The sequence below is a fragment of the Bacillus sp. AK128 genome (assembly GCF_053903075.1).
Genome location: NZ_CP096379.1, coordinates 1219860 through 1234114, shown reverse-complemented (window position 1 = coordinate 1234114; position 14255 = coordinate 1219860). Strand labels below are relative to the sequence as shown.

Below are 14255 nucleotides of genomic sequence, written 5' to 3'. Positions count from 1 at the left end.
ATATACTAGAGGTGAGTCTATGTCTAAGGATTTAATTTGGTTTGGTGTTTTTATTGCCATTTTTATGTATGGATTAACAGTCATGAGGATTGGTCTAGACCAGCTTTCAAGTGAAAAATTAAAAAAACACATACTTTTAGTCACAAACAATCCGGTTCAAGGTCTAGTGATTGGTGCACTATTAACAGCCGTTCTTCAGAGTAGCTCAGCCCTAATGGTTATTACAATTGGCTTTGTAACAGCTGGACTATTAAGTTTTAAACAAAGTATTGGAATTATGCTCGGAGCTAATATCGGTACTACTATTACAGCCGAGCTAATGACTATAGATGTTGGAGAATTATCACTTCCCATTGTCCTTATTGGCATCCTTTTCATTTTATTAAGAAAAAGAATATTTTTTTCAATAGGCACAAGTCTTTTAGGCTTAGGGTGTATTTTCGTGGCAATGAGGGGGTTCACCTCACTCGCTGATTCTATTTATGCCTATCCGTTTGTTCAGTCTATTTTATTGTATTCTACAGAGAATAATTTATTTGGGGTATTAGTTGGGACGATCATGTCAGGAGTAATCCAATCCAGTTCAGCAGTAATTGGGGTCGCAATGGGCTTTCTCCACCATCACTATCTAACTATTAACGCTAGTATTGCGATCATGTTAGGAGCGAATATTGGAACATGTGTTACAGCATTACTGGCTAGTATTGGAACATCAAAGGAAGCAAAGTGGTCTGCTTATGCCCATGTTTGGTTAAATGTTTTTGGTGTGCTATTATTTCTACCTTTTATTGATGTATTCTCACAATATTTATCCACACTAACTCCTTCTCTTGAGAAGCAGCTAGCTCATGGTAGTGTGATTTTCAATATCGCATGCTCGTTACTTGCGTTACCTTTTGTTAACTTATTTGCCAAATTTATTATGAGGGTATACAGATAGAGAAAGTGGCTGGGACATAACCTAATACCTCAGTCTCAAAGACGAATAATCTCAAAATTAGTCTACCTATCATAATACTGTTTTCGTTTTTTTATACTTATTAACTAGTTAAGCTGGAAAAACAGGGTTGTTCCATTGCGCTTCAGGCACTCGCTTTCCGCGGGGCGGGCGGTGAGCCTCCTCGGCTTCGCCTGCGGGGTCTCACCTGTCCCGCTACTCCCGGTCGAGTAAGCGGGCTTTTGTTCTCTGACTCAGAACTCAAGCCTCACTCCTCACAGAACCGTGCTTGCGCTACTAACGCACACGGCTCTTCCCATCACCATTCACAGAATATAATTAATGTCTTTTCTCAATTTATAAATGCTCACTTTAACCTTCGGTTCAGGTAAAGGAAACTTTGTTAGAAATAAGCTGAACTTTTCCCAGCTAAACGATTTCCTTTGACCTCTTCTGTTCATCCACTTAAATAACAGACGTTTTACACTTTCTAGAAACCCACTTACTGTTGTAGTGTTGTCTGTAATGCAGTAATAGGTGTAGTATCCCGTTAGAGACCTACTCAATCTAGACATGATGTCTTTTATGTCGGTAGTACGATGAGATTTTAACCAAGCCTTGTGATTCTTTAATTTGGCTCTGACCTTCTTTTGACTACTTTTACGTTTGACTCTGAATTGTCCACTTTTACTTTTACTACAGTAGTGAGTAAAACCTAGAAAGTCGAATGTAGGTGGTTTGCCTTGACCATTTCTTCTAAACTCACTTTCGGCAAATCTACCGAAGGTAATGATTTTGGTTTTATCCTCCGCTACTTCAAGGCTAAACTTTTCAAGTCGCTCGATTAAAGCTTTGTAGAAGTTTTCAGCATCACTACGCAGTTGAAAGCAGCACACAAAATCATCAGCGTAACGAACCATATAAGCTTGACCTTTGCACTGCTTTCTGACCACCTTCTCAAACCATAAATCGAGGACATAATGAAGATATACATTAGCGAGAATGGGTGATATGACACCCCCTTGGGGTGTTCCTTTGTCTGTATCAATATACTTACCTTCCTCCATATACCCTCCCTTTAAGAAACGGCGGATAATCCTTAGGAAGCTCGGGTCATTAATACGGTGATTTAGGAATTTCATCATCCACTCATGATCCACATTATCAAAGAATCCTTTTATATCTGCGTCAACTACATAATTAGTAAATCTGTTTTCTATATAGACATTCAGAATCTTTAACGCATCATGGCAGTTTCTATTTGGTCGGAATCCAAAAGAACAATCAAGGAAGTCATTCTCGTAAATAGCGTTCAAGATTTTAGTTACCGCACGCTGAACGATTTTATCCTCGTGGTCTGGAATACCCAGAGGTCGTTTAGTCTTCGACCCAGGCTTATCAATGTATGTCCTTTTAACAGGTACAGGTCGATAACTCTTACTCTTTAATCGTTTTACTAGACTGTTGATGTTATCATCTAACTTGTCGCCATATTTCTCTTTAGTGACTCCATTTATACCTGTAGCTTTGCCACTTTTTAGTTCATGGTGACATTGTTTGAGATTATCTTCCGTTAATAAGTGCGCAAGAGTTGTGAACTTCATATCATGATTGGTTCTTGCTAATTCTGCTATCCTATCAAGTTTTGTTTCCATTATTCCCCTACCTCTACGTGTAGTTAATGTTTCCCAATCAAGGGTGATGACGGGTAGTGTCCTTTCCTCCGTTCGAATTACCGAACTTCATTGGTACTATGACACTATCCGACTACCTTTAGGCATTTGACAGCCCTTACTTTGTTATCGCTTGTTCGTCATTACTTATCCTTGACAGATAAGACCTAAAGGTTCTCCCGAGTTGCCGTAACATATCAATGTATAACGTGCCATGGTCATCGACTCCGAGGAAGTTGTAATCCTCTCACCTTAGCGAAAATTACAATATTGCCTTCTGCACCCCTGAACGCATCGGCCTTCCCAACTCACACTCATTTCGAAGCTCAATCCCTTCAACCTCTCGGCTTACGGCCCATTACCTAGCTGTCTACGCTTAAAAGTAATTGTTACCAATTACTCTCCAAGACTCGCTACGAGCGAATGGTTAGTTCTTTCTCGACGGGAATCCCACCCGCTATATGCTACGACCTAGGCTCGGTCGCTCCAGGAGTCGAGTGCCTTCCGCTCCATTCCACTAGATTATAAAAATAGTATGTAAAATCAACAACTTAATTGAAGATAAAAAATAAAGACCCGAACTAGTAGGTGAAAGATACATCAAAATATCACCTAATAGTACGGGTTTATCACTGGCTGAAATACTTATGTCCCAGCTCTTTATGTAGGGTATGATTAATAGGCTATTTTCGTATAGATTATTGCTGCGTAAAAATTCCCAGAGCCGGATTTTCACCTTAGTATCAAGATCTTCCTATACATAAAGAAAGTTGCTCTTTTCTACTCTTACTCAATTTGCTTATAAAACTGGTTTTACAGCCAAACTCAATGTAACAAAAACCATAAAGTTTTAGAAAAGAGCCCTTTAATAAGAAGAAGTTCCTATTTCGCCTTTTACAATGGCAATACCTGAACTTGCTCCAATTCGAGTTGCACCGGCTTCAATCATTGCAAATGCAGCTTTTGCATCACGAATTCCACCAGAAGCTTTTACTCCAATAGAAGGACCTACTGTTTTTCTCATAAGAGTTATATCCTCAAGAGTTGCGCCACCAGTTGAGAAACCAGTTGAGGTTTTAACAAAATCAGCTCCAGCCTGAACAGAAAGCTCACAAGCACGGACCTTCTCTTCATCTGTTAATAAAGCTGTTTCAATAATTACTTTAACCAGTGCTTGGTCTTTTGCTGCTTCTACTACAGCTTGAATATCTTGCTTTACAAGCTGATCTTGTCCATCTTTTAATGCACCCACATTAATGACCATGTCAATTTCGGTTGCACCGTTTTCAATCGCATTTTTCGTTTCAAACTCTTTCGTTTCAGATGTTGTTGCACCTAATGGAAAGCCAATTACAGTGCATACTTTTACTTCAGTACCCTTTAAAAGAGAAGCTGAAGTTTTAACCCAAGTCGGGTTAACACAAACTGAAGCGAATTTATATTCTTTAGCTTCTTCACAAATCTTTTCTATTTCTTCCTTCCTTGCATCAGCCTTTAGTAATGTATGATCAATCATTTTAGCTACATCTTGTACCATTCTAAAATTACCCCCAAATATTAGTTGTCCGTACATCTCTATCATATCATTTCTATAAAAAAATTAGCTAGTATTGATTAGTATTTACCAATCAATATATTTTACATGTAGAAATAAAAATGGTGCTAATTTAACAACAGGCTATGTTAAAGCTTGTTGTTGATCTCCGTTCCTGGATAATCGACACTGCTAAAAAATCAACACTTTACTTTAACAAGGCCCTAATAAGAAAATGAAGTTTTACTAGGTTCGATGATTTTTACGAAGCTTTTTCAAACAGTAATAATCTTTACAAAAAGAACGAAGAAAAAGCCCATAAACGGGCTTTTATGAGCTAAGTTTAACTTTATCTTCTTTTAACCATTCTTGCTGGTCCATGACACGAACAAACTGTCCCTCATTGTAAGGGTATCCTACTTTTGTTAGTTTTACCTTTACAATTTCACCAATCATTTCTTCTGTTGCTGGGAAGACAACTTTTAAATAGTTATCAGTGTAACCAACAAATAAATCCTTATTATTTCCATCTTTATATCGCTCTTCTGGAATAACTTCAAGAACCTCGTTCTCAAACTGCGAAGCATATTCCTTTGCTAGTTGGTCTGATAGAGAGATTAAACGATGAACTCGTTCATTCTTCACTTCCTCATCTACCTGATCTTCCATTCTAGCTGCTGGCGTACCCGTACGTTTTGAATAAGGGAACACGTGTAGCTCAGAGAATCCATTTTCTTTAATAAAGTTATAAGTTTCTAAGAATTCCTGCTCTGTTTCACCAGGGAAACCTACGATGACATCAGAAGTTACTGCAAGACCCGGTAAGGCCTCACGTAATCTATTTAATCGTTCAGCAAAGAATTCCATTGTGTATTTTCGACGCATCCGCTTTAAGACAGTATCAGATCCTGATTGAAGTGGGATATGAAGATGGCGAACAATCTTGTCAGAGCTATTCAACACTTCAATCACTTCATCAGTAATTTGACTTGCTTCAATAGAAGAGATACGAATTCGCTTTAGTCCTACTACACTTTCGTCTAATTCCTTGAGTAACATAGCAAGATTATAATCTTTCATATCTTCACCGTATCCACCCGTATGAATCCCTGTTAAGACGATTTCTTTATAGCCTGCATTTACTAACTGCTGAGCTTGTTTGATCACGTCTTCTGGATCACGTGATCTCATTAGTCCACGTGCCCAAGGGATAATACAGAATGTACAGAAGTTATTACAGCCTTCTTGAATCTTTAAAGATGCACGAGTTCGATCTGTAAAGGTGGGTACCTCTAATTCTTCATAAACTCTAGCCTTCATAATATTGCCTACCCCATTAATAGGCTGACGTTCATTTTTAAATTGTTCAATATACTCAAGCATTTTCACTCGGTCCTGAGTCCCTACAACAATATCTACACCAGGAATCGCCATAATCTCAGCAGGTGACGTTTGAGCATAACAACCAGTTACACAAATAACCGCATCAGGATTTTGTCTAATTGCACGACGAATTACCTGGCGACTCTTTTTATCCCCTGTATTGGTTACTGTACAGGTATTAACAACATATACATCTGAAGCTTGTTCAAAGTCAGTACGGTCATAGCCTGACTCCTTGAATAATTGCCAAATTGCTTCAGTTTCATAATGATTTACTTTACAGCCTAATGTATGAAAAGCCACTGATGGCATACTACTTCACCCCTTGTAATTCAAAGTGATACGAAATTGCAGACAACACATAAAGTGGTGCTGTTTCTGCTCTTAAAATTCTTGGACCTAAGCCACAGGCAACAAAGCCGTGATTGCCTAGCTTACTAATTTCCTGATCCGTTAACCCACCTTCTGGCCCAAATACAACAAGTAAAGAACTTCCTGGCTTCATATCAGCCAATACTCTGGCGAATTTTGACCGTTCCCCTTGCTTTGCCTCTTCCTCAAAAGCAACTATTTTGAAATCAAAGCTTTCGCTTAAGTCTAGTAGTTCTTTTAAGGAGTGAGGTTTTAATATATCTGGCACTTGATTCCGATGGGATTGTTCAGCGGCTTCCTTAGCAATCTTCATCCAGCGTTCAAGCTTTTTTTCACCTTTTTTCTCATCCCATTTTACGATAGAACGAGCAGCATTAAAAGGGACAAACCGATCAGCACCGAGTTCCGTGGCCTTTTGAATGATTAGCTCAAGCTTATCCCCTTTAGGCAACCCACTCGCTATTGCTACCTGTATAGGCAGTTCTTTTGATTCCTCCAACCATTCTACAATACTAAGGCTGACCCCTTCATTGGTAAATTCCGTAATTTCTGATAAGCATACCCTGCCTTGGTCATTACAGCATAGTACCTGGTCCTTTTCATTCATCCTCATCACTCGTTTTATATGATGAGCATCATCACCTACTATAGTAATGGAATCCTCTGTAAATTGATTTGAAGGTACAAAATAACGTTGCAAATAAAGTCACCTACCTAAAAGCTTAAATTTTAATTACTAATCTACAATTAGGAAAAAAAGACAAGGTGGTTCATCCTTGTCCTTTCCCTAAGAATCATTTTCTATTTAAGGACGTCTTGCTATAAAGGACACCCAGTCCTCCATCGTCAAGGTTTCTTCGATTTCAAATCCCGCTTCAAGAAGAGCTGATTTTACCACCTGCTTTTTCTGCTGGATAATACCAGAAGTGATAAAATAGCCACCTGGTGTTACAAGCTTATAAGCATCGTCAACAAAGCGTAAAATAATTTCAGCCAAAATATTAGCAACAATAATATCAGCCGAGCCTGTAACATCATTTAATAGATTATTTTGTTGTACAATAATCTTTTGATCTACTTTGTTAATTGCTGTATTCTCAATAGCCGTTTTTACAGCTACCTCATCTAAGTCAAATGCTCGTACTTCCTTAGCATCTAGTAATGCTGCAGCAATACTTAACACACCTGAGCCAGTTCCAACATCAATAACAGTGTTTCCGGGTTTAACTGTATCCTCAAGTGCTTGAATACACATCACCGTTGTAGGATGGGTCCCCGTTCCGAATGCCATACCTGGATCTAGTTCAATAATTAATTCATCCGTACTGACTTTTTCATAGTCTTCCCAGGTTGGTACAATGGTGAATTTTTCAGAAATTTTAACTGGATTATAATACTTTTTCCAAGCATCTGCCCAGTCTTCCTCATTAACTTCAGTGATTGTTACTTTATTGTGCCCGACATCTATGTTATACGAAACCAGTGTATTGATTGCCTCTTTAATTTCTTCAACTGTTTCTCCAATAAAACTGTTAATCGGTAAGTAGGCCTTAACCACTACACCTTCATCAGGGTAATCCCCCGGATTGAGTTGGTAGATTTCGCCGAATTGTTGTTCACGATCCTTGATTAATTCATCTGGATCCTCTATCACAACTCCACTTGCACCAGCCTCATGTAATATATTAGAAATAGGCTCCACAGCTTCATTTGTTGTATGAATACTTATCTCCGACCACTTCAAAATCTACCAACTCCATTCCAAGTTATTCGCCTTTAATTGCTCGCTTCACCTTTGCAAAGAAGCTATCATGCTGTTCATCTGGAGCTTCTACTCCACTTAGTGATGAAAACTCACGAATTAATTCCTTTTGCTTTGGTGAAAGCTTAGTTGGGGTAATGACACGAACTTGAATATGCTGATCACCTTGCCCATATCCACGAACATTCGGTACACCTTTTCCACGAAGTCTAAATTTAGTTCCTGTTTGAGTACCAGCAGGAATTTTCAGCTTAACCTTGCCATGCAGTGTAGGAACCTCAATTTCATCCCCTAGGACAGCCTGTGCAAATGTTAATGGCATCTCACAGTAAATATCATCGCCATCTCGTTCAAAGAATTCGTGTTCTCTAACATGGAAGACTACATATAAATCCCCTGCAGGCCCCCCATTAGTTCCTGGTTCACCTTGTCCAGTAACTCTTAGTTGTTGACCATCATCGACACCAGCAGGAATTTTAACGTTAATTTTCTTTCTCTTTTTAACCTTACCAGATCCACCACAGGTTGAACATTTATCCTTAATTTGCTTACCAGTACCACTACAGTAGTGGCAAACTCGTCTATTGACTATGCGACCAAATGGTGTGTTTTGTTCAACATTTAGCTGACCTGAACCATTACAATGCGAACATGTCTCAGGTTTAGTTCCAGGCTTTGCTCCAGAACCATCACAGGTTTCACAGTTTTCTTCACGAGGAATTTCAATGGTTGTCTCTTTTCCAAATGCAGCCTCTTCAAAGCCTAGTGACATGGTATATTGTAAATCTGCACCTTGACGTGGAGCATTTGGATCACGTCTTCTACGTCCGCCACCACCAAAGAACGTATCAAAGATGTCTTCAAAGCCGCCAAACCCGCCGAAGTCACCGCCACCAAAGCCTTGGTTTGGATCTGTATGGCCAAATTGATCATATTGAGCCTTCTTTTGTTCGTCACTTAAAACCTCATATGCTTCAGCAATTTCCTTAAACTTCACATCAGCATCTGGTTCTTTATTAATATCTGGATGATATTGCTTGGATAGCTTTCGGTACGCCTTTTTTATCTCATCTTTTGATGCACCCTTACTTAATCCAAGTACTTCATAGTAATCTCGTTTACTCATGTTTTTTCCACTCCCATGCTTAGTCCTGGAAGATAGACTCCCGCATTCACATAAATTATATTGTATCACTAATTAAAAAGGCAGAACAAACTTTATTACTTACTACATAGAAAAAAGTCTAAGCCAAGACAGGCCTGACTAAGACTTTTAAACTTGTTACTTTATTATTTATCGTCTTTTACTTCTTCAAATTCTGCATCAACAACACCGTCGTCATCTTTGCCACCTGCTCCGCCTTCAGCACCTTGTGCTTGCTTTGCAGCTTCTTCGTAAAGCTTCATGGAAAGTTGTTGTACAATCTCTTGTAGAGCATCTTTTTTAGTACGGATTTCTTCTAAGTTATTTTCAGAAATAGCAGCCTTTAACGCTTCTTTAGCGTCTTCAGCGTTTTTCTTATCTTCTTCAGAAACCTTATCTTCTAGATCCTTTAATGTTTTCTCTGTAGTGAATACTAGCTGGTCTGCTTCATTACGTAAGTCTACTTCTTCCTTACGCTTTTTATCTGCCTCAGCATTCGCTTCAGCATCCTTCACCATGCGTTCTACTTCTTCATCAGATAAACCTGTAGAAGACTTAATAGTGATCGATTGCTCTTTATTCGTACCAAGGTCCTTCGCACGAACATTTACAATTCCGTTCTTATCAATATCGAACGTAACCTCGATTTGTGGAACTCCTCTTGGTGCTGGAGGAATATCACTTAATTGGAAGCGTCCAAGCGTTTTGTTATCGGCTGCCATTGAACGTTCACCCTGAAGTACATGGATATCTACAGCTGCTTGGTTATCTGCGGCAGTTGAGAACACCTGTGACTTACTTGTAGGGATTGTCGTGTTACGATCAATCAGCTTTGTAAATACTCCACCCATTGTTTCAATTCCAAGTGATAAAGGTGTTACGTCTAAAAGAACTACGTCTTTAACGTCTCCTGTAATAACTCCACCTTGAATGGAAGCACCCAGTGCAACTACCTCATCTGGATTTACTCCTTTATGTGGTTCTTTACCTGTTGCCTTTTTAATAGCCTCTTGAACAGCAGGAATACGTGTAGAACCACCAACCAGGATTACTTTATCAAGCTCATTTGGTGATAAACCAGCATCCGATAAAGCCTGGCGAACAGGTCCCATCGTTCTTTCCACTAAACCTGCAGAAATCTCATCGAACTTAGCACGTGATAAAGAAACTTCTAAGTGAAGTGGTCCTGCTTCTCCAGCTGTGATGAATGGTAATGAAATTTGTGTAGATGTTACACCTGAAAGGTCTTTTTTCGCCTTTTCAGCAGCATCCTTTAAGCGTTGTAACGCCATTTTATCTTTTGATAAATCAATTCCATTTTCCTTCTTGAATTCAGCAACTAAGAAGTCGATGATCACTTGGTCAAAGTCATCTCCACCAAGACGATTGTCACCGGCAGTAGATTTAACCTCAAACACGCCATCCCCTAGTTCAAGAATGGAAACGTCAAACGTTCCGCCTCCTAGGTCATATACAAGAATCGTTTGATCTTCTTCTGTCTTATCTAACCCATAAGCAAGTGCTGCAGCAGTAGGCTCGTTAATGATACGTTCAACCTCTAGTCCTGCAATCTTCCCTGCATCTTTCGTTGCTTGACGCTCTGCATCATTAAAATAAGCAGGTACAGTAATAACAGCTTTAGTTACCGGCTCTCCTAAATAGTCCTCAGCATATGATTTTAGATATTGTAGAATCATTGCTGATACTTCTTGTGGAGTATACTCTTTTCCTTCTACTTCAACTTTATGGCTAGTTCCCATGTGACGCTTAATGGAGATAATAGTATTTGGGTTTGTTACTGATTGACGTTTCGCTACTTCCCCAACTTGACGCTCACCATTTTTAAAAGCAACAACTGATGGTGTTGTACGGTTTCCTTCTGGATTTGGTATAACCTTTGGCTCTCCACCTTCTAATACAGCAACACATGAGTTAGTTGTTCCTAAGTCGATTCCAATAATTTTACTCATTTTAGTAGGCCTCCTCTTTACGTGTTTATATCATATTTTTATTGATTTACTTTTACCATCGAAGGGCGAATAATTCGATCCTTCAGCTTATAGCCTTTTTGAAATTCTTCAATGACAGTATTGGATTCAAAGCTTGTATCTTCAACTTGCATAACCGCTTGATGTAAATGTGGGTCAAATGGATGACCAGCAGAATCAATTGCTTCGACTCCTTCTTTCTTAAGAGCCTCAACAAGTTGGCGATACACCATATCCATACCTTGAAGTAACGATTTCATTTTTTCATCTTCTGTTTCTACCTTTAAAGCTCTCTCGAAATTATCTAGTGCTGGCAGAATATCAGAAACCAGGCTTTGCGCTCTATATTTTTGAGCCGCCTCCATATCGAGTTTTGCACGACGGCGGTAATTATCAAAATCAGCTTGAAGTCGTAAAAGTTTATTTTCTTTTTCATCTAGCGCTGCTTCTTGTTCTTTTACTTTTTCTAAAGCTTGTGTCAGCTCGTCTACTTCAACATCTTGATTATGTAAGTTGCTAGATTCTTCTGTTGAAGCATCAACTGATTCTACTTCTTCATTTTTTACTTCTTCTTCTAGTATGTCTTTTTCGTTAGTCACTAGTTTCACCTCCCTTAAAGGTCCTCTCATAATTCCATAATGTAAAAATTGCCTTACTAATACTTTTATGTAAAGAAGGGACTGGCCCTTCTTTTTTATTACCCTAAAACTTTATTATTGTAGGCCATTGGTTTACTTTTGATACAATTTTTCTAAGGCTTTTGTTAAATCATTAGAAATTAGTTGTAATAGACTAACCACTCTGGAGTATTCCATCCGTGTTGGTCCAAGTATGGCAATCGTTCCTAGTTTTTCATTACCAAAGGAATAGCTAGCTGTTATTAAACTACAATCTTCCATGGCCTCATTCTGATTTTCCTTACCAATCGTTATGTGAATACCCGATTCTTTTGCACGCAACAATTTATAAATTTCTTGCTCCTGCTCAATAATGTTAAGCAGGGAACGAACCTTCCCAATATCATGAAACTCAGGTTGGGAAAGCATATTTATTTTACCACCATAGTAGACTCTCTCTGCATTATTAATAGAAAATGTCCCTTGGTATTGAAAAGCCTTTAAGAGCTTTTCGTAATTTTTTATATGCGCTCTCAGTACAGTTGCGACTTCCTTATAAATCTTATCATGTAAATGATTTAAAGGTACACCAATGAGTCGTTCATTTAAGATATTTACAAGCTTCTCAATATCAGACATGTCAATATTCTCAGGTATAGTAAGGGCCCTATGCTCTACATGTCCCGTGTCTGTTACGATAACAGCAACTGCTGTTTGACTTGTTAACGGAACAATTTGTATCCGTTTTAAATGATGCTGATCCACCTCAGGTCCAAGAACAATCGAAGTATAGTTGGTTATATCTGAGAGAATCTGAGCAGACTTTTGAACGACCTTTTCCATTTCAACGATTTGTTCAGCAAAAAGCGATTGCACACGAAATAAATCCTCTTGCTGCAGTATTTGTGGAGCAAGCAAATGATCAACATAAAAGCGGTAACCTTTTTCAGAAGGAACTCGCCCTGAAGAAGTATGAGTTTTCTCAATAAAGCCTTGATCTTCTAAGTCAGCCATCTCATTCCGAATTGTCGCAGAGCTAAACGTAATCTCATTCTTTTTTGATAAAGTTCTTGAGCCTACAGGTTGAGCTGAACGGATAAAATCATCAATGATAACTTGAAGAATCAAAAGCTGACGATCAGTTAGCATCCATAATCACCTCTGTTAGCACTCCAATCGAACGAGTGCTAAATCTAATAATAAATTATCAAAACTCAATCTATATGTCAATGCTTAAGCCTTGTAGACATTAAAAGTTATTGTTAGAAAAACTTGGTAATCTGTAAGTACTATCCTAAAAAGGACTGAAACACTTCATTCCCCAATAGCTTTCCCTTTCTTGTTAAAAAGAGCTGCCCGTTCTGTTGTTCTAGCAGTCCTCGATTCACGTTATCTTCGATTTGCTCTCGAAATGCTTCCTCAAGTGAAATCTGATATTTATTGTTAAAGGACGTAATCGAAACTCCTTTTGTTTTTCGTAACCCAAGGAATAGTTCCTCTTCCATTTGTTCTGTTTTTGTTACAATATGTTCTTCCGTATAGGCGGTACCTTGTTCGGCAACTAAGTTCATATATTTTTTCAAAGGACCTGCATTAGCATTTCTCTTACCCGAAATATAGCCGTGGGCTCCCGCGCCAAAACCGTAGTATTCCTCGTTGTTCCAATAAGTTAAGTTATGTTTACTTTCATACCCTTTTATAGAGAAGTTACTTATTTCATATTGATTGTAACCATGTGCTTCCATCTCATCCATGAGTAATTCAAACATTGCCGCTTCTTTTTCTTGAGAGGGAAGAGGGAGATTCCCTTTTTTCATCAGATTATAAAAGACTGTCTTCGGCTCAATAATCAAAGAGTAAGCTGAAAAATGTTCAATATCTAAACTAAATGCTTGCTTTAAGGTATCGTTAAAATCATCTATGGTTTGATTCGGTAAACTATAGATCAAATCAATACTAATATTATTAAAGCCAATCTCTCTCGCCCGCTTAATTCCTTCAAACACATCATTTCTCTCGTGCGTCCGACCTATTTTGTGTAAAAGCTCATTGTTAAAAGATTGAACACCAATACTTAACCGATTAACCCCACCTTGTTTTAGAACGGTGAGCTTCTCCTTTGTTAAGTCCTGTGGATTGGCCTCAATGGTAAACTCAACATCATCAGTCCAATTAGGCAGATGTAATCTAATCATCTTTAATAATTTTTCTAATTGTTTTTCATTAAGGGCTGTCGGAGTTCCTCCACCAATAAAGATGGTTTTGATTGAATCGGTTGGTACCTGTTTAAGGGTCCTTTTCATTTCGAGCTCTAGATGATCTAAGTATTCGTCAACAGGCTGACCTTTTAGAAATACTTTATTAAAATCACAGTAGTGACAAATTTGGTGACAAAAAGGAATGTGGATATATGCTGCTTGAATCATTTGTGTACCACTGCTTTCTTTTTATTAGGCTGTGTTAAAGTTTGTTGTTGATTTCCGTTACAGGACACTCGCTTTCCGCACTTGCACAGGATGTGCAGGCTTCTGCGTTGCTCACAGGACGTGAGCGACCTTAGCAGAAGTTCCTTTAAGCCTCCTCGGCGCTTCTCGCCTGTGGGGTCTCCTTCACCACGCTTCTCCCGCAGGAGTCTCGCATCCTTCCACCACAATCAACTCTGCTAAAAATTACACTGTACCTTCAACACAGCCTTTTATTAATTTCATTTTGTTGAATTCCATTCTTGGCTAGTGTGATGAAATTCCTAGTAATAATGAGTTTTTGTGCATAAATCTTGAAAATGGTGCATATTTTCTAGTTTCTGTGCGTATATCTAGAAAACGGTGCATATATTAAAATTTCC

Annotated in this window: 11 protein-coding genes; 1 reads left to right on the top strand and 10 read right to left on the bottom strand. The window is 38.6% G+C overall.

Annotation, left to right across the window (positions count from 1 at the left end):
* Positions 1–19: 19 nt before the first annotated feature.
* On the top strand, positions 20–940 hold the full coding sequence (locus M1D60_RS05830; RefSeq protein ID WP_456278235.1) for a Na/Pi symporter: 921 nt from the start codon (positions 20–22) through the stop codon (positions 938–940).
* Between the two features lie 323 nt (positions 941–1263).
* Here the strand turns inward: M1D60_RS05830 and ltrA are convergent, their stop codons facing one another.
* From ltrA to hemW, 10 genes are all read right to left on the bottom strand, one after another.
* A complete protein-coding gene (ltrA, locus tag M1D60_RS05825; protein WP_456275304.1) occupies positions 1264–2592 on the bottom strand; it encodes a group II intron reverse transcriptase/maturase in 1329 nt (442 codons plus the stop codon).
* Between the two features lie 883 nt (positions 2593–3475).
* Positions 3476–4147, bottom strand: a complete 672-nt coding sequence (gene deoC / locus M1D60_RS05820) for a deoxyribose-phosphate aldolase (protein WP_456278234.1) — start codon at positions 4145–4147, stop codon at positions 3476–3478.
* Between the two features lie 327 nt (positions 4148–4474).
* Positions 4475–5839, bottom strand: coding sequence for a tRNA (N(6)-L-threonylcarbamoyladenosine(37)-C(2))-methylthiotransferase MtaB (mtaB, locus tag M1D60_RS05815; RefSeq protein ID WP_456278233.1), 1365 nt, complete (start codon positions 5837–5839; stop codon positions 4475–4477).
* Position 5840: 1 nt separating this feature from the next.
* On the bottom strand, positions 5841–6599 hold the full coding sequence (locus M1D60_RS05810) for a 16S rRNA (uracil(1498)-N(3))-methyltransferase (protein ID WP_456278232.1): 759 nt from the start codon (positions 6597–6599) through the stop codon (positions 5841–5843).
* Positions 6600–6704: 105 nt separating this feature from the next.
* Positions 6705–7643 carry a 50S ribosomal protein L11 methyltransferase gene (prmA, locus tag M1D60_RS05805; protein WP_456278231.1) on the bottom strand — a complete coding sequence of 313 codons (939 nt, stop codon included), beginning with the start codon at positions 7641–7643 and terminating at the stop codon, positions 6705–6707.
* Positions 7644–7665: 22 nt separating this feature from the next.
* The gene (gene dnaJ, locus M1D60_RS05800; protein WP_456278230.1) at positions 7666–8787 is read right to left on the bottom strand and encodes a molecular chaperone DnaJ; all 1122 of its coding nucleotides are present in this window, start codon (positions 8785–8787) and stop codon (positions 7666–7668) included.
* A gap of 164 nt (positions 8788–8951) precedes the next feature.
* Positions 8952–10775: a molecular chaperone DnaK gene (gene dnaK / locus M1D60_RS05795; RefSeq protein ID WP_456278229.1), complete on the bottom strand. Its 1824-nt coding sequence runs from the start codon at positions 10773–10775 to the stop codon at positions 8952–8954.
* Between the two features lie 38 nt (positions 10776–10813).
* The gene (grpE, locus tag M1D60_RS05790; protein ID WP_456278228.1) at positions 10814–11422 is read right to left on the bottom strand and encodes a nucleotide exchange factor GrpE; all 609 of its coding nucleotides are present in this window, start codon (positions 11420–11422) and stop codon (positions 10814–10816) included.
* 102 nt (positions 11423–11524) lie between these two features.
* Positions 11525–12559 (bottom strand): heat-inducible transcriptional repressor HrcA, encoded by a 1035-nt coding sequence (gene hrcA, locus M1D60_RS05785; protein ID WP_456278227.1) that lies wholly within the window; start codon positions 12557–12559, stop codon positions 11525–11527.
* 140 nt (positions 12560–12699) lie between these two features.
* Complete coding sequence (hemW, locus tag M1D60_RS05780; RefSeq protein WP_456278226.1) at positions 12700–13836, bottom strand: radical SAM family heme chaperone HemW; 1137 nt, start codon at positions 13834–13836, stop codon at positions 12700–12702.
* Positions 13837–14255: the final 419 nt, after the last annotated feature.